This window comes from Burkholderia sp. 9779_493 (assembly GCF_015712215.1).
GTDB lineage: Bacteria > Pseudomonadota > Gammaproteobacteria > Burkholderiales > Burkholderiaceae > Burkholderia > Burkholderia cenocepacia.
This window is the reverse complement of sequence record NZ_JACCQA010000049.1, coordinates 1-18,221: the sequence shown is the minus strand read 5'-3', so window position 1 is coordinate 18,221 and position 18,221 is coordinate 1. Positions and strand designations below refer to the sequence as shown.

Below are 18,221 nucleotides of genomic sequence, written 5' to 3'. Positions count from 1 at the left end.
CGCGTCTGCCGGTTGCATCGCAACGCCCGTGAAGCCGCGCAGGCTTCACGGGCGTTGATGCGGGTAACGCCTGCTATTGCGCGAGCGCGTCCGTCAACGGCCGCTGCGCGACCTGTACGAGATTATCGCGGCCCGCACTCGGGCTAGACCATTGCAGATGCATGCTGGCCGGCCCGCTCGCATGCACGTACTCGACGCGGATCGGCACGTTCCGCTTCTGCGACAGGTGGATGCGGCCCTTCGCGGTCGCGAGTCCCGGCTGCTCCTTGTCGATGACCTTGCGGCCGTCGATCCACACGCGCGCGACGTTGTCGCTGGTCACGCTGAACGTGTAGTTGTCGGCCTTCGGAATGTCGAGCGCGCCGGTCCAGCGGATCGCATAGTTCGTCGCATTCATCCCCTTCGACGCATCGGGCGAATCGGTGCCGCGCTCGGTGTTCAGGTCGAAATCGACCAGCGGCGTGATCGACGAGAACACCGGCGTCGTGAACGTCGTGTCGTTGTAGTACGTCGCGTTCAGCACACGCAGCCGCGAGCTGAACGCGCTCGCGAGCGCCTGCACCTCGGCCGTGCTCCACGGGTGACCGTCGGGGTAGAGCGTGCCCTGGAACGGCGTCGCCGGCTCGACGGTCGCCGGGGCGGACGCCGTCTGCCCCCAGTGGAAGCGCGTATTCGTGCGGCCGATCATCAACTCCCACACCAGGAAGCCCGTCTTGCCGCCGTAGGTGGATGCGATGCCGGCCATCGTCTGGCCTGCCTGGCCGCCCGGCCAGCCGCGCTGCAGCGTTTCCGAATTCAGGCTGTCGAGCAGGCTCGGCGGCAGCGAGTAGTCGGGCGTCGTCGCGTTGAGCGCGTACGGGTGGAACGCATGGAAGTCGGAGAAGTAATCGCCTTCCGGCTCCTGCACGTTCGGCGAATTGATCGGTTGCGTCGCGCCCGCGTTCAGGATCGCGATGCGCGCGTCGTTCATCATCAGCGCGCGCGTCGGCTGCAGCGCGCCGTTGCCGCTGCAGCCGGGCTCGTTCATCGGCTCCCAGTACAGGATGCGCGGGTCGTTGCGGTGCGCGGACACGAAATCGGCGATGTAGTGCTGCAGGTCCTGCTTGTAGGTGGTCGACGCGCCGGCCGCGATCGGCTGCAGGTACTGCTGCTCGACCGACTGCCCGGGCGACTGCACCCAGCGGCTGTTGTGCACGCCGAAGATCGGCGCGGGCTGCGGGCCGTACGCGGGATCGACGTGCCAGCAATCGTCGTAGAAGATCGGCGCGACCTTCAGCCCGTGGCGCGCGGCGATCTCGAGCAGGCTGTCGAACTTCGCGAGGAACGCGTCGCGATCGTTGACCCAGTTCAGGTAGTGCAGGTACACGGTGATCGTGTTCATCCCGTACGTCTGCGCGTAGTCGAGCTCGCGGTCGACGATCGCCGGATCGTAGTGCTGCCAGAAATCGATCGCGTTGACGGCATTCCACGGGTTGTACACGGCGCCCACCACGCGCGAGAAGTCGTAGGTTTTCGGCGCGACGTCCGGATGGCGGCTCACGGTCACGTTGCTGAACGCGACGCTCGCGCCGAAGCGGCGCAGCCCGAACGCGCCCGCGCGCAGCGCGGTCGTCAGGCCGCTCGTCGCGTCGTTGATGCTGATCACCTGCGCGCCGTCGACATACACGTCGATCGCGTTGTTGCGCGTGACGACCTTCAGGTGATGCGTGCTGCCCGGCACGACCGCGGGCGCCGGGTAGTCGATGAAGTCGGTCCAGTTGTTCTGCTCGCGGCCGACCTGCACCACGTGGCGCACCGCGTCGAGCCCGATGTAGTAGCCCGTCAGCGCATCGGTGCCGACCGACGGGTTCGTCACGTGCACGATGAAGCCCGCATTCGCGGTATTCGCGCCGGGCGCGGGCGCGCCGATCGTCACGTCCGCTTCGTACGACGCGTGGCCGTACGCCGGATGCTGCGCGTTGGTGACGAGCTTCGCGCCGTCCGTGCTCGTGCCGTCGATCCGGATCGTGTTCGTGCCGCCGCTCGTCCACGCCGGACCGTACGTATCGAAATCGGCGAGCGTCAGCGTTTGCGTGTCGGTCGCGACGGGCGGTGGCGGCGGCGCATACGGCGGCACGCCGCGCGACGACACGCGCAGCGCGGGCGTCGGCCCCGGCAGGCCGAGCGTGACCAGCTGGTTCGGGAAATGCGACGGGCCGCCGTGACCCATGTTCATGAAATCGCTGGATGCGGCGGCGTTGGCCGTGGCCGCACTGTCGCTGGACGCGGCATCGACGGACGCATGCGCGGCAAGCGCGGATGCCGACGGCGCGGACGAATCATCGCCGCCGCACGAGGCGAGCAAGACGAAGACCGCGAGCGCGGCGGGCTTGAGACGAGACGTGATAGTCATTCTGGACTCCGGATCAATGGGGAGAAGCGGACGACTGGTGACTCGATGCGATGAAGCGGTGCCCGGACGGCAAGCGTCGCGGCACGGTGCGCGTGTGATGTGCGGACGGCGCGGAGCGGGCCGCGCGGCGGGTTCGCGCGCGGTCGCTTCCGGTCACCGTCTCGTCGTGTTGTTCTGTCGTGGCCCGGGGTTCTGCCCGATGCCGACGCAAGTATAGAAATGACGGAGAAATATTACTAATAATTTAGTGATGGTGTTTACCCTCGAATGGGCGGCAACACGGAGGGCAAGCGGGGGGGCGACAGGGCGTGCAAGCACGCGCGGGCAGCGAATGTGCCGCCCGCGTCGCAGGGGTGTGTCGGAAGGAGGAAGGGGCGCGCCTACGCGCTCGCCGATTGCGCGGCCGTCTCGACGGTCCGCACCGACCCGCGCTCGACGAGCGGCCCGTCGAGCTTGATCGCGCGGCGGCGCACGGGCATGCCGACCGCACGGTTCTGTTCTTCCTGCAGCAGGATCTCGACCGCCCAGCGGCCCAGCTCGTAGTTCGGCAGCACGATCGTCGACAGCGGCGGGTGCGTGTGCCGCGCGATTTCCTGGTCGTCGTAGCCGAGCACCGAGATGTCGTCGGGCACGCGCATGCCGAGATGCTTGACGGCCTCGATCGCGCCGATCGCCATCAGGTCGTTCGCGCAGAAGATCGCGGTGGGCGGGTTCGGCTCGCGCAGCAGCGACAGCGTCTGCTCGAAGCCGGTGTCGGAGCCCCAGTCGCCGTCGCGCACGAGTTCCGGCGCGAACGGGATGTCGGCCGTGGCCAGCGCGGTGCGATAGCCCTTCAGCCGATCCTTCGCGGCGTCCTGCCACGGCTCGCCGTTGACGTAGCCGATGCGCCGGTGGCCCGCGCGCAGCAGGTATTCGGTCGCCGCATGGCCGCCCGCGACTTCGGCCGGCACGATCGACGACAGCCCGCTGTCCGTCGTGTAGCAGTTGAGCAGCACGGCCGGCACGCGCAGCAGCTCGGCCGGCAGCGCGACCTTGCGCGTATAGACGGTCGCATAGACGACGCCGAGCAGGTTCGGCATCGCGAGCACCGATTCGAGCACCTGGCGCTCGATGTCGACGTTGCCGTGCGTCGAGTACACGGCGAGCAGCTTGCCGTTGGCATACGCCGCGTCGCGCGCGCCGTCGATGTTGACGACCGGGTGCGGGCTCGTCGAGATTTCGTCGGCCAGATAGACGATCAGGTCGCGCTCGCCGCCGTGCGTCATCGTCACTTCGCGCGGCAGGAACCGGTAGCCGAGCTCGTGCGCGATCTTCAGCACTTTTTCGCGCGTGGCGTCCGAGAACTTGGTGCCCGCCGCGTTGTTCAGCACGAGGGAGACGGTGGATTGCGACACGCCGGCAAGCTTGGCGATGTCGGTCATCGTGGGGCGACGTTGAGTAGAGCGTTTCACGGTAGGAGCGCGGTCCGGCCTCGGCAGGATGGGCAAATAAAGTCGGTGATGAACAGCGGGTCGGATCAATCTGACCCGACGGTAACATCGGCCATTCGGGCCGGCAATCAAGCTTTACGCGTGTTCCGCCGGATGCGTGGATGTCCGGATAATAATATCAACAAATATTATTGACCACGCGGGCGGCGCCGTGCCATCCTTGGCCGCACATGCCCGCGGCCGGATGCTGCATGCCGGCGACGGGGTCGTCAGCTTCATCCCGGGATGATCGATGCCGATGGGAATGCCCCGCCACACCGACCTGATCGAACTCGCCAGCGGGTCGACCCGCGTCCGCGTCGCGCCGCTGGCCGGCGGCTCGATCGCCGCGTACTACGACGAAGCGCCGGACGGCCCGCAGCACTGGTTTCGCCCGACCACCGACGCGGCGCTCGCGAGCGGCGATCCGCTGCGCTTCGCGAGCTTCCCGCTGTTTCCGTACTGCAACCGCATCCGCGACGCGAAGTTCGAATTCGACGGCCGCACGATCGACCTGTCCGGCCCGGACGATGCGTATCGTCACGCGCTGCACGGGCACGGCTGGCTGCGTCCGTGGCAGGTCGAGCAGCGCGACGAAACGCAGGTCGACCTGCGCTTCGAACATCGCCCCGACACGGGCCGCGCGGGCGACTGGCCGTTCCATTACGAGGCGCGCCAGTCGATCCGGCTCGACGGCCCCGTGCTGTCGATCACGCTGTCCGCGCGCAACCTCGGCGCACAGCCGATGCCGTTCGGCATGGGCCATCACCCGTATTACCTGCGCACGCCGCACACCGTCGTGAAGGCGCACGTCGACGCGATGTGGCATGCCGATGCGGACGTGCTGCCTACCCACGTCGGCGATCACCCGGCCGTCGCCGCGCTGCGCGGCGGGATGCCGGTCGATGCATTCGAGCTCGACAACAATTTCGTCGGCTGGTCGCGCGAAGCCGCGGTGATCTGGCCGGAGCGCGGCCGGCAACTGGTGCTGCAGGCCGAGCAGCCGTTCGACCAGCTCGTCGTGTACGCGCCGTCGGGCGCCGACGCGCTGTGCGTCGAGCCCGTCACGAACACGACGGACAGCTTCAATGCAACGGAACCCGCATCGCTCGTCGGCGGCTGCGTGCTGGCGCCGGGCGAGTCGCTGCAGGCGACGTTGCGGTGGACGCCGGGCCCCGCCTGACGGGTTCGGCGATACGGGATTATCCTGAGTCGGGCAGGCGATAATATCGAGTAATAATATTAATTCGTGACGCCGATGCCGTCCGCAGGCGACGGGGCGCGGGCCGATCACGCCATCACAACATTTGGAGACGATGATGCCGAGCCGTGCAAAGCTGCAACGTATCGTGGTGACGATGGGTGTGACGCTCGGATGCGTCGCGATCGCGCATGCGCAGGACAATGCGCAGAAGGTCGGTGCGAGTTCCGCGCAGACCTGCACGAATCCGAAGCCGGGCAGCGTGAAGCTGACCGATCTCGTCGTCGGCTTCTCGCAGTCCGAGAACGAACAGAACCCGTTCCGCGCGACCGAAACCGCGTCGGTGCGTGCCGCCGCGAAGGCGGCCGGCGTCAAGCGGCTGCTGTATACGAATGCGAACGCGAACCAGGCGAAGCAGGTCGCGGATATCGAAAGCATGATCAACCAGGGCGCACAGGCGCTGATCGTCGCGCCGAACGATTCGACCGGCCTGCAGCCCGCGCTCGCGCAGGCGCGCGCGAAGGGCATTCCGGTCGTCACGATCGACCGCCAGACGGCCGGCACGCCGTGCCAGGATTTCATCACGTTCCTCGGTTCCGACTTCTTCCGGCAGGGGCAGCGCGCCGCGCAGGCGCTCGCCGACGCGACGGGCGGCAAAGCCGTGATCGCCGAGATCCAGGGCGGCTACGGCAATACCGTCGAGAGCCAGCGCACCGACGGCTTCGCCGACGGACTGAAGAAATTCCCGAACATGAAGATCGTCGCGTCGCAAACCGCGAACTGGTCGGCCACCGAAGCGCAGAAGGTGATGGAGCAGGTATTGCTCGCGCATCCGGACGTGAATGCCGTCTACGCGCAGGCCGACACGATGGCGCTCGGCGCGATGACCGCGTTGCGGCAGGCCGGCAAGCAGCGCGGCGTGACGGTCGTGTCGATCGACGGCACCAAGGACTTCGTCACCGCGATCGCGAACGGTTCGGCCGCGGCGAGCGTCGAGACGAACCCGCGCTTCGGCCCGCTCGCGTTCAAGTCGCTCGAAGCATGGTTCGCCGGCAAGCCGGTCGCGCAGAAGCAGATCATGGATGACGCGCTGTACGACAAGGCGAACGCGAAGCATTCGCTCGAAGCGAACCTCGTCTATTGATCGGCCGGCAAACGCTCGGCAATCGCTCAACCGCTGCTCAACCGCTCAACCGCGAACGCGAGGCGCGCGATGGACGCAACGCTTCCCGCCGGACCCGGCGCCGACTCGGGCGCCCACGGCCAACCCGTCGTGCTCGAAACGCACGGCGTCGGCAAGACGTTCGGCGTCGTGCGCGCGCTGAACGGCGTGTCGCTGTCGCTGCGCGCGGGCGAGGTGCACGGGCTGATGGGCGAGAACGGCGCCGGCAAGTCGACGCTGATCAAGATCCTCACCGGCTTTCACCAGCCCGATGCGGGCGAGATCCGCGTCGACGGCGTGCCCGTGTCGTTCGACAGCCCGCGTGCCGCGCAGCGCGCGGGCATCTGCGCGGTCTACCAGGAAATCAACCTGATTCCCGAACGCAGCGTGGCCGAGAACATCTTCCTCGGTCACGAGCCGCGCCGCTTCGGCCCGTGGATCGACCGCCGCGCGATGCGGGCGCGCACCCGCGAGATCGTCGAGCGCTACGGGCTCGACGTCGATCCGGCCGACAAGGTCGGCTCGCTCGGGCTCGGCCAGCAGCAGATGGTGTCGATCGCACGCGGGGTGTCGCTCGGCGCGCGCGTGCTGATTCTCGACGAGCCGACTTCCGCGTTGAGCGGTGCGGAAGTCGAGGTGCTGTTCGGCGTCGTCGAGCAGTTGCGCGCGACCGGCATCGCGATCGTGCTGGTGAGCCATCGGCTGTCGGAGTGCTACCGGATGTGCGACCGGCTCACCGTGCTGCGCGACGGCGCGGTGGTGCGCAGCGAGTCGCCGGACCGGCTGCCGCGCATGGCGCTGATTGCGGCGATGCTCGGCCGCGAAGTCGGTGCGCACGGCCCGCGCGAACAGGCGGAGGCGGTTGCCGCCGACACGACGCGGGAGCCCGCGCTCGCCGTCGACGGGCTGCGCTGGGGCACGCGTTTGCGCGACGTGTCGTTCCGCGTCGCGCCGAAGGAGATCGTCGGGCTCGCGGGTTTGCTCGGCGCGGGCCGCACCGAAACGTTCAAGGCCGTATTCGGCGCGCAGCAGCCGGACGGCGGCGCGGTGCGCGTCGGCGGCAGGGCGCTCGACGGCGCCGACCCGGCGCGCGCGATTCGCGCGGGGCTCGCGTTCCTGTCCGAGGATCGCCGCTCGGAAGGCATTTTCTCGAAGCTGTCGGTGCGCGAGAACATCGTCGTGTGCGTGCTGCCGCGCATCGCCCGGTTCGGCTTCATCTCCGTGCGCAAGCAGGAGGCGCTCGTCGAGCGCTACATCCGCGAGCTGGGCATCAAGACGTCGCATGCGGGCGCGCCGATCTCGACGCTGTCCGGCGGCAACCAGCAGAAGGCGCTGATCGCGCGCTGCCTGTCGACCGAGCCGTCGGTGCTGCTGCTCGACGACCCGACGCGCGGCATCGACGTCGGCGCGAAGGCCGAAGTGCACGATCTCGTCAAACGGCTCGCCGACGACGGGCTCGCGGTGGTCGCGACGTCGTCGGAGATGGAAGAACTGCTCGAGCTGGCCGACCGGCTCGTGATCCTGCATGAAGGCGCGACGAGCGGCGAACTGCCGACGCGCGGCGCGAGCCCCGACGACGTGACCGCGCTGCTCGCGAACCAGACCTGACGCCCCGCACATCGACCCGAGGACGAGGACAGCGTGAATCTTGCCAACCTGATGAGCGAACCCGATGAAGCCCGCCGCCCGTCGCGCCGCTCGCTGTTCGCGCAGGCGCGCGACCACAGCGTGTATCTCGCGTTCGTCGCGCTCGCCGTCTTCAACCTGATCGTCACGCCCGGCTTCTCGAATCCGCTCGCCGCGCGCAGCCTGCTGTTCCAGGCCGCGCCGATCGTGCTGATCGCGCTCGGGCAGAACCTCGCGATCGCCACGCGCGGGATCGACCTGTCGGTCGGCTCGGTGATGGCGCTCTCCAGCGCGATCATCGCCGTGTGCTTGCCGTACGGGGCCGGCGCGGCGTTCGCGGCGGCCATCGCGATCGGGCTTGTGGTCGGCCTGTTCAACGGCGGGCTCGTCGCGCGGCTCGGCATCGATCCGCTGATTTCCGGGCTCGCGTTGCTCGTCGCCGCGCGCGGGCTGGCGCAGGCGTTGCTCGGCGGCTCGCGCGTGAGCCTGCCGCCGTCCGATGCGTTCGACTTCGTCGGCATCGGCACGTGGTTCGGGCTGCCGGTCGTGATGCTGATCGCGCTCGTGTGCGCGGCCATCGTGTTCTTCGTCGTGCGCAACACGACCTTCGGGCGCTACACGATTCTCGTCGGCGCGAGCCGCGACGCCGCGCATCTGGCCGGCGTGCCGGTGCGGCGCACGCTGCTGGCGGTCTATGCGGCGAGCGGGGCGCTGGCCGGGCTGGCGGGCCTGTTCGCCACCGCGCGGCTCGGCGCAGGCGATCCGAACTATGTCGGCGTGAACTTCGAACTCGATGCGATCGCCGCGTCGGTGATCGGCGGCACGCCGCTGTCCGGCGGGCGCGTGTCGATCGTCGGCACCGTGTTCGGCGTGCTGCTCCTGCAACTGCTCGATGCCAGCTTCATCATGAACAACATCAGCTACACGTATGCGCAGATCCTGAAGGCCGCGTTCATCCTCGGCGCGCTGTATCTGCAACGCTCGGGAGCCTGACATGTCGACCGCGCCGATGACTCCGCACACCGCGCAGGATGCCGGCCGAGCGCGCCGCGCGCAGTTCGTCCGGCTCGTGCAGGCGCGCGGTGCGATCGCGATCCTCGTGCTCGTGTGCCTGATCGCCGGCCGCGTGTTTCCGCATTTCCTGAGTGCGCCGAACCTGCTCGATATCGTCACGGCCGCCGCGTTCGTCGCGCTGATCACGATCGGGCAGAGCTTCGTGATCATCCTCGGCGGGTTCGACCTGTCGGTCGGCTCGCTCGTCGGGCTCGGCACCGTGATCGCCGCGTATGCGGCGCCGTACGGCTGGGGCGCCGCGCTGGCCGCGCCGGTGTGCGTCGGGCTGATCGTCGGGCTCATGAACGGCTGGCTGATCGCCCGCGCGCGGATGGCGCCGTTCATCGTCACGCTCGCCGCATTGCTCGGCTTGAAAGGGCTGTCGCTCGTGCTCGCGAGCCAGGACATGCTGATCGCGAACCCCGGCTTCTTCGCGACGATCGCGAACGGCTCGCTGTTCGGCGTCGGCCATCTCGTGTGGATCGTGCTCGTCGCGTATCTCGTCGCCGCGTTCGTGCTGAATCACACGCGCTACGGCGCGGGCGTGTTCGCGATCGGCGGCAACGAGGAGGCGGCGCGCATGCTCGGCGTGAACGTCGAGGGGCTCAAGGTCGTCACGTACGGACTGAGCGGGGCGCTGGCGGGGCTGGCCGGCGCGCTGCTCGCGTCGCGGCTCGATTCGGGGCTGCCGGGCGCCGGCAACAGCTACGAGCTGCAATCGATCGCGGCGGCGGTGATCGGCGGCGTGCTGCTGACGGGCGGCGTCGGCACGCTGTTCGGCCCGCTCGCGGGCGTGCTGCTGCTCGGCGTGATCGAGAACGTGATCAACCAGGTCGGCACGTTGAGCCCGTACTACCAGAACCTCGCGAGCGGCGCGTTCCTGCTGCTCGCGGTGATCGCGCAGACGCTGCTGACCGGCAAGCGGCGCAAGCGCTGACGCGCACGGTGCCGTGCCGCCGCAAACTGGAACGCTTAATGCTTGTCTCGCGTGATCCTTTCGATGAAGGAGCACCGCGATGAGCACGCCGACCACCACCGCTTTTTCCCACGTGAAGCCGCAGGACACCGCCTTTCAAGGCGAGGGCCTGCGCGACTTCTTCCTGTACCGCGATCTCGGTATCGCCGCCGCGACGAACGGCAAGGTCGTCGCGCAACTCGTCAGGGCCAATCATGCACCGGAGGCGGGCACCGGCTGGCACCGTCACGAGGCCGAGTTCCATATCGTGATCATGCTGAAGGGTTGGGCGCGCTTCATGTACGGCGAACAGGAGACACTGGTGGCGGCGGGCGACTGCGTGCACCAGGCGCCGGGGATCGTCCACTACCTGTTCGATTACTCGCCGGACATGGAGTACCTGGAGATCGTCGGGCCTGCCGACTTCAAATCGATCGATGTCGACGGGCCGTGCGCGGTGCCGGAGCCGACGCCGTGGGGCGAGGTCGGTGCGTAGCCGGTCGAGTGGGTGTGCGTTCTAGACGAACCGCCTGCATTCAGGCGGTTTTTTATTGGTCGGCGCGATTTACGCGCACTGCTTTTCGCTTCGACACATTCCTTCGAATTCCAAACGATCGAGAAACTGAAGAACCAGAAAGAAAAGAAAGACATTCGTCAGCTTCGATCGTCGACAGGCGATGCGATGTCAAAGATCGTCAATTGCCCGCAGGGGCGGTGCACGGCGTGTCGACGCCCGGCGTTAAGGAGGTACCAGCCGGATCACCGGCTGACTATCCGGGAGAGTTTCACCATGAACCGCATCGCGAAGATCCTGACGGCCACCGCACTGGCTTGCGCCGTGCTCGTGCCGGCACTGGCCGAAGCGCATTCGCACCGCGTGTGCCACTTCGATCATCACCATCACCGCGTGTGCCGCTGGGCGCGGTAACCGTCGCTGTCGCCGGGGATGTCCCGGACGCTTTCGTCATTCAGGCAAATCAGGAGAGGATCATGAAAAAAACGATGTTGATCGCCGCGCTGGTCGCCGGCATGGGTGTGTCGATCGGTGCGTTCGCGCAGGTTCCGGCCAGCGCGCCGGCCGGCACGACCGGGCTGTGCAAGGACGGCTCGTTCTACTCGGGCGCGTCGAAGAAGGGCGCATGTGCGGGCCACAAGGGCGTGAAGACGTGGTACGGCGCATCGGGCGCTGCCGCGGCGAGCGCACCGGCCGCGGCGCCGGCTACGGCGGCTTCCGTCGCGCCGGCATCGGGCGCCGCAGGCGCGAAGAGCGCCGCCACGACGGCCGCGGCGCCGGGCGGCGGCGCGGGCAAGGTGTGGGCGAACGACAGCACGAAGGTCTATCACTGCTCGACCGACAAGTACTACGGCAAGACGAAGCACGGCAGCTACATGTCGGAAGCCGACGCGAAGGCGAAGGGCTACCACGCGTCGCACGGCAAGGCCTGCTCGTAACGAGCCGGCCCGGCGCGCGAGCGGTTTCGCTCGCGCGGCGTCCGAATGCTGCAGCACACATCGCCCCGCCTCTCAGGCGGGGCGATTCACTGTGTGGCTAGCCGCGTTCAGTGCGCGTGCGCCGATTGTGCTTCGGTCGCCGCATCGATCCCGGATGCCCGTGCATCGAGCAGCGCGCGCAGCGTGACGTAGTGCGTGCCGTGCGTGTCGCCTTGCGCGTCCGCGGTGCGATCGTACGGCTCGTTGTCGTGGATCGTCGCCCGCACGATCGGATAGATCTGCGTTTCCCAGCGGCTGCCGTTGAACACGCCGTAGTGCCCGACGCCCGTCTGTACATGGTGCGTCTTCAGGTACGACGGCAATCCCGAACACAGTTCCTGCGCGGCCACCGTCTGGCCTACCGCGCAGATATCGTCCTTCTCGCCTTCGATCGTCAACAGCGCGGTGCGATGAATCGCCGCCGGTTCGACCAGCGTGTCGCCCACCGCCAGCTCGCCGCGCGCGAGCGCGTACTGCTGGAACACCTTCTCGACCGTTTCCAGATAGAACTCCGCGGTGAGGTCGGCCGTCGCGAAATATTCGTCGTAGAAGTGCCGCAACGTGTCGGCTTTCGCGGGGTCGCCTTTCGCGCGCTCGTAGTACAGATCGGCGAACGACGCCGCATGGCGGTCCGGGTTCATCGACATGAACGCGCCGACCTGCACGAAACCCGGATACACGCACCGCTGCGCGCCGACGAAACCCGTCGGCACCACGCTGATCAGGTTGCGCGCGAACCATTCGATCGGCTGGCTCGTCGCGAGTTCGTTGACCTTCGTCGGATTCACGCGGCAGTCGATCGGGCCGGCCATCAACGTGAGGCTCGCGGGCTGCGCGGGATCGCCGCCGGCCGCCATCAGCGAGACGGCCGCCAGCGACGCGACGGTCGGCTGGCAGATCGCCAGCACGTGCGCGTCCGGGCCGATGTGGCGGATGAAGTCGATCACGTGCGTGACGTACTCGTCGAAGCCGAAGCGTCCGGCCGCCAGCGGGATGTCGCGCGGGTTGTGCCAGTCGGTGATGTATACGTCGTGGTCGGCCAGCATCGTGCGTACCGTGCCGCGCAGCAGCGTCGCGAAGTGCCCGGACATCGGCGCGACGATCAGCACGCGCGGCTGGCGCGCGACCGGCCGCGCCTTGCGGAAATGCAGCAATGTCGCGAACGGCGTGACCGCCGCCGCTTCCTCGACGATCGGCACCGTTTCGTCGTCGACGACGACCGACGCGATTCCGAACGGCGGCCGCCGATGCGAGAACGCGCAGCATTCGAGCAGTTCGCACAGCGCGTCGACCATGCGGCCGGTCGGCGTCGATGTCGCCGGCGGCCACAGCGACATCGTCGCGCGGGTGGCGGCGGCCCATGCACGCGCCGGGCGCAGGCATTCCGCAGACCATTGATAAAACGGATAGGCAAGCAGGTTCATGACCGTCGCTCGTGACGCCGCATTGCAAGGAACGAGGCAAGCCGTATGCCAGCGTGAGGCTGGCACGCGCGTTGCAGCGGTTCGGGAGCGCGGCGGCACGCGCGGGACGTGATGACGCAGCGCGAAGGTGACGCGTTGCCTTGCCGGTCGGGCGTGCGACGCATGCCGCGCGGCCGTGCGACGTTGCGCCAGTTCGGCGAACGGACCGCACAGACGTGGTGCGGCCGTTCATGCGGCGCGTCCGTATACGGTGCAGGGGCACGAACGACATTTAGCAGGAGGGAGCGACATGGAATCCAACGCACGGACGACGCTGACCATCAGCAGCCGCAATTACTCGTCGTGGTCGATGCGCGGCTGGCTGCTCGCGAAGCTGAGCGGGCTCGCGTTCGAGACGATCAGCGTGCCGATCGATGCGACGTCGCGCGCGGAGCTGCTGCTGCTGTCGCCGTCGATCCTCGTGCCGTGCCTGACGCACGACGGCAACGCGGTGTGGGATACGCTCGCGATCGCCGAATACCTGAACGAGATCCGCCCGCAGGCGCGGCTGCTGCCCGACGACCGGCATGCGCGCGCGCATTGCCGGTCCATCTGCGGCGAGATGCATTCCGGCTTCAGCGCGTTGCGATCCGCGCTGCCGATGAACCTGCGCGGGCATTTCCCCGGCTTCCGGATCTGGTCGCGCGCGCAGCACGACATCGAGCGGATCGTGACGATCTGGCGCGAGTGCCTGGCCGAGTACGGCGGCCCCTGGCTGTTCGGTGCCGAGATCGGCATCGCCGACGCGATGTATGCGCCGGTCGTCACGCGCTTCCTGACCTACGACGTGAAACTCGAACCGGACGTCGCCGAGTACTGCATGCGCGTCCTCGCGCATCCGTTCGTCGCCGAATGGATCGACGCGGCGAAGGCCGAGCACGAAGACATCGACGAACTCGACATGGAGTTCTGACCGGACGCATGCGGTCGCGGTGGGCTTTCAATTTCACTACATGCGCAAACGGCGAAACGAACGATCGATGCGCCCGCGCAATCCGCAAACGTTTTACCTTGATTTCGGTTCGAAACGAGCACGAATGCCCTAAAGGATGTTGCGCACGATGACGTAAACGAGTCACGGGGACGACTCGCGATCGCATGCTTCAGACGTGCGACGCGCAGTCCGCAATAACCAGCGCAGCAGGGGAATCGACTTGAATCGTCAGCAATCGTGGACGCGTACCGCGGCGCCCGGAGAAATCATCTACTCGGAGGGCTTCGCGGGCGAGCCCGTCATCTTTCTGATTACCGACGGCAAGGTCGAGCTGTCCACGCGCTGCGAAGACAAGCGTGTGATCGTCGCGACGCTCGGCCGCGGCGAATTCTTCGGCGAATCGGCGCTGCTCGCCGCCGAACCGCGCGCGCATACCGCGAAGGCGCTTTCGTTCTGCCAGCTCACCGTCGTGCCGGCCGGCATGCTCGATGAAGAAATCGAGCGCGTGTCCGCGCTGCTGCGCCATATCGTGCGAACGATGATCCGCCGCGTGAAGCGCAAGGACGACCAACTGGCGACCTATACGCATGCCGATTTCATGCCGGGCGTGCTGTCGTATGCGCACGTGCTGTCGCTGATGGCCGGCGCCGACGCGCGCGAATCCGGCGACACGTGGGCACGCCGGCCGATGCAGGCGCACGCGGCCGAAACCTCGGTGCCGCTTGCCGAAGTGATTCGCAAATGCCGCGCGATTGCCGGCCATTCGCGGCCGCACGTGCTCGCGATGCTGCGGCGCATGGAGAAGCTCAACCTCGTCACGATCGAAGCCGCGCAGGGCGACGGCACCGGCGGCGCAAGCGATTACGCGGCTTCGTCGGATGCGCGCCAGGTCGTCACGTTCGACGCCGCCCGCGTGATCGACCGCGCGCAACAGGTGGCCGATCACGATCTCGACGTATCGATCAACAGTGAACTCGAACTCATCGAACTGGCCGATCTCGAATCGCTGATCGGCGTCGACAAGACGCTGCTGCTCAACAAGCTGTCGAACGGCGAGATCGCGGAAGAAGTGTTCGCGTTCCGCAAATCGAAGGTGCTGAACTACGTCGAACAAAAGGGTGTTGCGTACTTCTCGCGCCGCAACGCGCGCCGCGGCGGCGACGTGCGCGCGCTCGAGGATCTCGTCTGGATCGACCAGCGCACGCTGTTCGACGTGATCAGCGCGTTCGATACCTATGACCTCGCGAAGCTGATCGCGAACCTCGACGATCGCGCGGTGGCCGACAAGCTGTTTTCCGTGATGACCGAGGCGCGGCGCAACGAGGTGTCGTGGGTGATGCGCCGCGAACTCAAGCTCGATCCGGTCGAGATCGACGAGATCGAACAGCGCGTGCTGGAGGCCGTACGCGCGGCGAAGGCGCCTGCGGCGGGCGCAACGGCCGTTGCGTCGACTTCGGCGTCGGATGCGTGATACGGAGGCGCGTATGGATCTGTTGACCCTGGTCGGGGTGGTGCTGGGCGGCGCGGCGATCGTGTTCGGGTTCGCGCTGGAAGGCGGGCATTTCTCGATGCTGTTCCAGTTCGAGGCGCTCGTGATCGTGCTCGGCGGCACGCTCGGCGCGGTGATGATCCAGAACACGTGGGCGCGCTTCTTCGACGCGGTGAAGCAGTTGCGGCTCGCGTTCGTGCGGGCGCGCGAAGTCGATCGCAAGAACCTGTCCGACCTGCTCGAATGGGGCGACCGCGCGAAGCTCGACGGGTTGCTCGCGTTCGAATCGATGGACGTGAGCGGGATTCATCCGTTTGCGCGGCGCGGGCTCGAACTGCTGGCGAACGGCGTGTCGACCGCGGTGCTCGAAGATGCGTTGCAACGCGAACTCGATGCGTACGAACGCAGTCGCCTCGCCGCCGTGCGCGTGTGGCAGCAGGCCGGCGGCTATGCGCCGACGTTCGGCATTCTTGGGTCGGTGCTCGGGCTCGTGCAGGTGACGAGCCATATTCTGGAGCCGGCACAGCTCGGGCCGGGCATCGCGGTGGCGTTCGTCGCGACGCTGTACGGGCTCGCGTTCGCGAACCTCGTGTTCTTGCCGCTGTACGGCAAGCTGCGCGCGCAGATCGACAGCGAGATGCGGTTTCGCAAGCTGTATCTCGACGGCTTGCTCGCGATCTCGCGCAAGGAGTCGCCGCATACGATCGAGACGCGGTTGACCGGCGATGTGCGCGGGCGGGCGGCGGAATCGCTCGCGTGATGTCCGTGTGCTTCGTGCTTGCGCGTGGGCCTGTATCTGTACCGTATGACGAACCCGGATTCCCGACGGCATGACTGCTCGAACTGACGGCGCATCCGCTGCCGATCGCGACGATGACGAACTCGAAGGCGCGCAGTCCGGACGCTGGCTGATTTCGTACGCGGATCTCATCACGACGCTGATGGTGCTCTTTCTCGCGCTGTATGTGCTGCAGCTCGCGAAATACAACGCGCTCGATGCGCGGTATCAGACGCTTGCGCGGCAGGCCGGGGGCGCGGCGACTGCCGCCGTCGATACCGCGAGGTCCGACCCTGCGCCGCCGTGGCTCGCGCTGCTCGATTCGTTGAAGTCGAATGGACGCATTTCGCTGGTGAAGGCGCCGCATGGCGTCGAGATCGGTATCGACGCGAAGATTCTGTTCAACGTCGGCGATGCGCGGTTGCTGCCCGATTCGTCGCCGGTGCTGAACCAGATTGCGCAGGCATTGAGCGCGCATGCAACCGGCGACATCCTCGTCGAAGGCCACACCGACAGCGTGCCGATCGCGAACGCGAAATACGAATCGAACTGGGAGCTTTCGTCGGCGCGGGCGGGCAGTGTGGTGCGTTATCTGACCGAGCGTGGTGTTGCGCCGCATCGGCTGGCGGCGATCGGGCGGGCGGATACGCAGCCGCTTGTCGCGGGGGACGATGCGGCATCAAGAGCGCGAAACCGGCGCGTCACGATCTTCGTTGCGTATTGATCCGCGCGTTGTATTTGCATGGTTCTCGTACATATAGGCGGCTGCATATGCCCGCCCATCAACAACATAACGAATCTCGAATGATCGACATTTGAAATCAACGATGTGGTTCTGCGCGTGCATGCCGATAACCCAAACTGGCTCAGACCGAGCGGTTATCGAGGGTTCCCCATGCATTTCTGGCGCAAGCTTTCCATTCAGAACAAGCTGATTCTCAGCATGACGAGTTGCCTGCTCGTGTTCGTCGCGATTTCGAGCGGGCTCAGCGTTCGTCTGATCGGCAACGCGGTGCGAGAGCGCGTCGTCCGCGAAGAGCTGCCGACCGCCGTCAACGGCATCCGCGCCGACGTGCAGCGCCAGATGGCCGGCCCGATCGCCGCGTCGCGCATTCTGGCGCGCGATGCGTTCCTGCTGCAATGGGAAGCCGACGGCGAACCCGATGCCGGCACGCGCAACTGGATTCAGCTCGCGAAGAACGTGAAGGACGAGCAGAAGGCCGCGTCCGTGCAGTGGGTGTCGGTGAAGAGCGGCAACTACTACAACGAAGCCGGCTTGCAGCGGAAGGTGACCGACAAGGATCAGTGGCTGACCAGTTTCCTGTCGTCGGGCAAGGCGTACGACGTGAACATGGATCGCGAGGTGACCGTCGGCGGCTACATGATGTTCATCAACAGCCGTATCGAACTCGACGGCGTGCCGATCGGCGCGGCGTGCATGAGCCTGTCCGTCGATGCGCTCGCGAAGGGCATCTCGGCTTACCGGATCGGTGACACCGGGTTTGCGTACCTCGTGCGCCCCGACGGCGCAATCATGATGCATCGCGATACGTCGCTGATCGACGGTAAGCATTTTCTGAAGGATGAATCGGGGCTGCCGGGGGATGCGTCGTCGACGTTGCTTGCGGGTAAGCCGTATGCGTATCGGAGCTACGAGGGTGATGGCGGCGCGCGGTTCATCGCGACGTCGTTTATTCCTGAGTTGAATGCGTATGTGGTCGTTCAGGTGCCGCAGGCCGAACTGCTCGGGCCGGTGACGCGTGCGATCCGCAGCGCGGCACTGGTTGCGGCGGTGGTGGGGCTTGGGGTTGCGTTGATCGTGATCTGGCTGGTGGGGCGTGCGATTGCCGCGCCGATTCGTCGGGCAGCTACGTTGTTGTCGGAGATTGCGAGCGGTCAGGGCGATTTGACGCGCCGGATGACGGTCGAGAGCGAGGACGAGATCGGGCAGTTGTCGGATGCGTTCAACCGGTTCGTGTCGTCGCTGTCGACGCTCGTTCATCGGATTCGTGCGGCTTCGGCTTCGATTGCGACCGGATCGGCGCAGATTGCTTCAGGGAATGCGGATCTGAGCGAACGCACCGAAGGGCAGTCGAGCAACCTGGAGCGAACGGCTTCGTCGATGGAAGAGATCACGGCCGTGGTGCGCAACAACACCGAGACGGCGACGACGGCCGCGAAGATGATCAATGGCGCGGCGGATACGGC

Annotated in this window: 16 protein-coding genes; 13 read left to right on the top strand and 3 right to left on the bottom strand. The window is 66.9% G+C overall.

Going from position 1 to position 18,221, the window contains the following annotated elements; genetic code table 11:
* Positions 1-73: 73 nt before the first annotated feature.
* Both H0X95_RS32120 and H0X95_RS32115 read right to left on the bottom strand, forming a co-directional pair.
* Complete coding sequence (locus H0X95_RS32120) at positions 74-2,392, bottom strand: PA14 domain-containing protein (RefSeq protein WP_059722510.1); 2,319 nt, start codon at positions 2,390-2,392, stop codon at positions 74-76.
* 380 nt (positions 2,393-2,772) lie between these two features.
* Positions 2,773-3,813: a LacI family DNA-binding transcriptional regulator gene (locus H0X95_RS32115; RefSeq protein ID WP_006496055.1), complete on the bottom strand. Its 1,041-nt coding sequence runs from the start codon at positions 3,811-3,813 to the stop codon at positions 2,773-2,775.
* A 313-nt stretch (positions 3,814-4,126) separates the two neighbouring features.
* Between H0X95_RS32115 and H0X95_RS32110 the strand changes: the two genes are divergently transcribed.
* The 8 genes from H0X95_RS32110 (at position 4,127) to H0X95_RS32075 (ending at position 11,310) form a co-directional block, all read left to right on the top strand.
* Positions 4,127-5,044, top strand: a complete 918-nt coding sequence (locus tag H0X95_RS32110; protein ID WP_059722512.1) for an aldose 1-epimerase — start codon at positions 4,127-4,129, stop codon at positions 5,042-5,044.
* Between the two features lie 133 nt (positions 5,045-5,177).
* Positions 5,178-6,206: an ABC transporter substrate-binding protein gene (locus H0X95_RS32105; protein ID WP_080403572.1), complete on the top strand. Its 1,029-nt coding sequence runs from the start codon at positions 5,178-5,180 to the stop codon at positions 6,204-6,206.
* A 69-nt stretch (positions 6,207-6,275) separates the two neighbouring features.
* A complete protein-coding gene (locus H0X95_RS32100) occupies positions 6,276-7,832 on the top strand; it encodes a sugar ABC transporter ATP-binding protein (RefSeq protein ID WP_058902819.1) in 1,557 nt (518 codons plus the stop codon).
* Between the two features lie 33 nt (positions 7,833-7,865).
* Positions 7,866-8,843 (top strand): ABC transporter permease, encoded by a 978-nt coding sequence (locus H0X95_RS32095; protein ID WP_080403563.1) that lies wholly within the window; start codon positions 7,866-7,868, stop codon positions 8,841-8,843.
* Between the two features lie 16 nt (positions 8,844-8,859).
* Entirely contained in the window at positions 8,860-9,840 is a 981-nt protein-coding gene (locus tag H0X95_RS32090; protein WP_227746311.1) for an ABC transporter permease, read from the top strand.
* Positions 9,841-9,919: 79 nt separating this feature from the next.
* Positions 9,920-10,354: a cupin domain-containing protein gene (locus H0X95_RS32085; RefSeq protein WP_006488629.1), complete on the top strand. Its 435-nt coding sequence runs from the start codon at positions 9,920-9,922 to the stop codon at positions 10,352-10,354.
* A 294-nt stretch (positions 10,355-10,648) separates the two neighbouring features.
* Entirely contained in the window at positions 10,649-10,786 is a 138-nt protein-coding gene (locus H0X95_RS32080) for an HHHH-motif protein (RefSeq protein ID WP_166677911.1), read from the top strand.
* A 62-nt stretch (positions 10,787-10,848) separates the two neighbouring features.
* Positions 10,849-11,310, top strand: coding sequence for a DUF3761 domain-containing protein (locus tag H0X95_RS32075; protein ID WP_058902821.1), 462 nt, complete (start codon positions 10,849-10,851; stop codon positions 11,308-11,310).
* Positions 11,311-11,417: 107 nt separating this feature from the next.
* Here H0X95_RS32075 and H0X95_RS32070 read toward each other — a convergent pair whose 3' ends face one another.
* Positions 11,418-12,773 (bottom strand): polyhydroxyalkanoate depolymerase, encoded by a 1,356-nt coding sequence (locus H0X95_RS32070; protein WP_059722515.1) that lies wholly within the window; start codon positions 12,771-12,773, stop codon positions 11,418-11,420.
* Positions 12,774-13,062: 289 nt separating this feature from the next.
* Here H0X95_RS32070 and H0X95_RS32065 point away from each other — a divergent pair, with 289 nt between their 5' ends.
* The 5 genes from H0X95_RS32065 to H0X95_RS32045 all read left to right on the top strand — a co-directional run.
* Positions 13,063-13,725 carry a glutathione S-transferase family protein gene (locus H0X95_RS32065; RefSeq protein WP_006496046.1) on the top strand — a complete coding sequence of 221 codons (663 nt, stop codon included), beginning with the start codon at positions 13,063-13,065 and terminating at the stop codon, positions 13,723-13,725.
* A gap of 241 nt (positions 13,726-13,966) precedes the next feature.
* Complete coding sequence (locus H0X95_RS32060) at positions 13,967-15,217, top strand: Crp/Fnr family transcriptional regulator (protein WP_034202675.1); 1,251 nt, start codon at positions 13,967-13,969, stop codon at positions 15,215-15,217.
* Positions 15,218-15,230: 13 nt separating this feature from the next.
* Positions 15,231-15,995, top strand: coding sequence for a flagellar motor protein (locus H0X95_RS32055; protein ID WP_006484340.1), 765 nt, complete (start codon positions 15,231-15,233; stop codon positions 15,993-15,995).
* Between the two features lie 70 nt (positions 15,996-16,065).
* Entirely contained in the window at positions 16,066-16,737 is a 672-nt protein-coding gene (locus tag H0X95_RS32050) for an OmpA/MotB family protein (RefSeq protein WP_059722517.1), read from the top strand.
* 171 nt (positions 16,738-16,908) lie between these two features.
* Positions 16,909-18,221: methyl-accepting chemotaxis protein (locus tag H0X95_RS32045; protein WP_196446352.1), on the top strand; the 1,313-nt coding region annotated here is incomplete at its 3' end.

Excerpts from the sequence above, each read along its gene's own strand:
- H0X95_RS32085 (WP_006488629.1), top strand. The coding sequence starts at position 9,920 with ATGAGCACGCCGACCACCACCGCTTTTTCCCACGTGAAGCCGCAGGAC.
- H0X95_RS32090 (WP_227746311.1), top strand. The coding sequence starts at position 8,860 with ATGACTCCGCACACCGCGCAGGATGCCGGCCGAGCGCGCCGCGCGCAG.
- H0X95_RS32105 (WP_080403572.1), top strand. The coding sequence starts at position 5,178 with ATGATGCCGAGCCGTGCAAAGCTGCAACGTATCGTGGTGACGATGGGT.
- H0X95_RS32110 (WP_059722512.1), top strand. The coding sequence starts at position 4,127 with ATGCCCCGCCACACCGACCTGATCGAACTCGCCAGCGGGTCGACCCGC.
- H0X95_RS32055 (WP_006484340.1), top strand. The coding sequence starts at position 15,231 with ATGGATCTGTTGACCCTGGTCGGGGTGGTGCTGGGCGGCGCGGCGATC.
- H0X95_RS32100 (WP_058902819.1), top strand. The coding sequence starts at position 6,276 with ATGGACGCAACGCTTCCCGCCGGACCCGGCGCCGACTCGGGCGCCCAC.
- H0X95_RS32075 (WP_058902821.1), top strand. The coding sequence starts at position 10,849 with ATGAAAAAAACGATGTTGATCGCCGCGCTGGTCGCCGGCATGGGTGTG.
- H0X95_RS32120 (WP_059722510.1), bottom strand. The coding sequence starts at position 2,392 with ATGACTATCACGTCTCGTCTCAAGCCCGCCGCGCTCGCGGTCTTCGTC.
- H0X95_RS32070 (WP_059722515.1), bottom strand. The coding sequence starts at position 12,773 with ATGAACCTGCTTGCCTATCCGTTTTATCAATGGTCTGCGGAATGCCTG.
- H0X95_RS32065 (WP_006496046.1), top strand. The coding sequence starts at position 13,063 with ATGGAATCCAACGCACGGACGACGCTGACCATCAGCAGCCGCAATTAC.
- H0X95_RS32050 (WP_059722517.1), top strand. The coding sequence starts at position 16,066 with ATGACTGCTCGAACTGACGGCGCATCCGCTGCCGATCGCGACGATGAC.
- H0X95_RS32115 (WP_006496055.1), bottom strand. The coding sequence starts at position 3,813 with ATGACCGACATCGCCAAGCTTGCCGGCGTGTCGCAATCCACCGTCTCC.
- H0X95_RS32080 (WP_166677911.1), top strand. The coding sequence starts at position 10,649 with ATGAACCGCATCGCGAAGATCCTGACGGCCACCGCACTGGCTTGCGCC.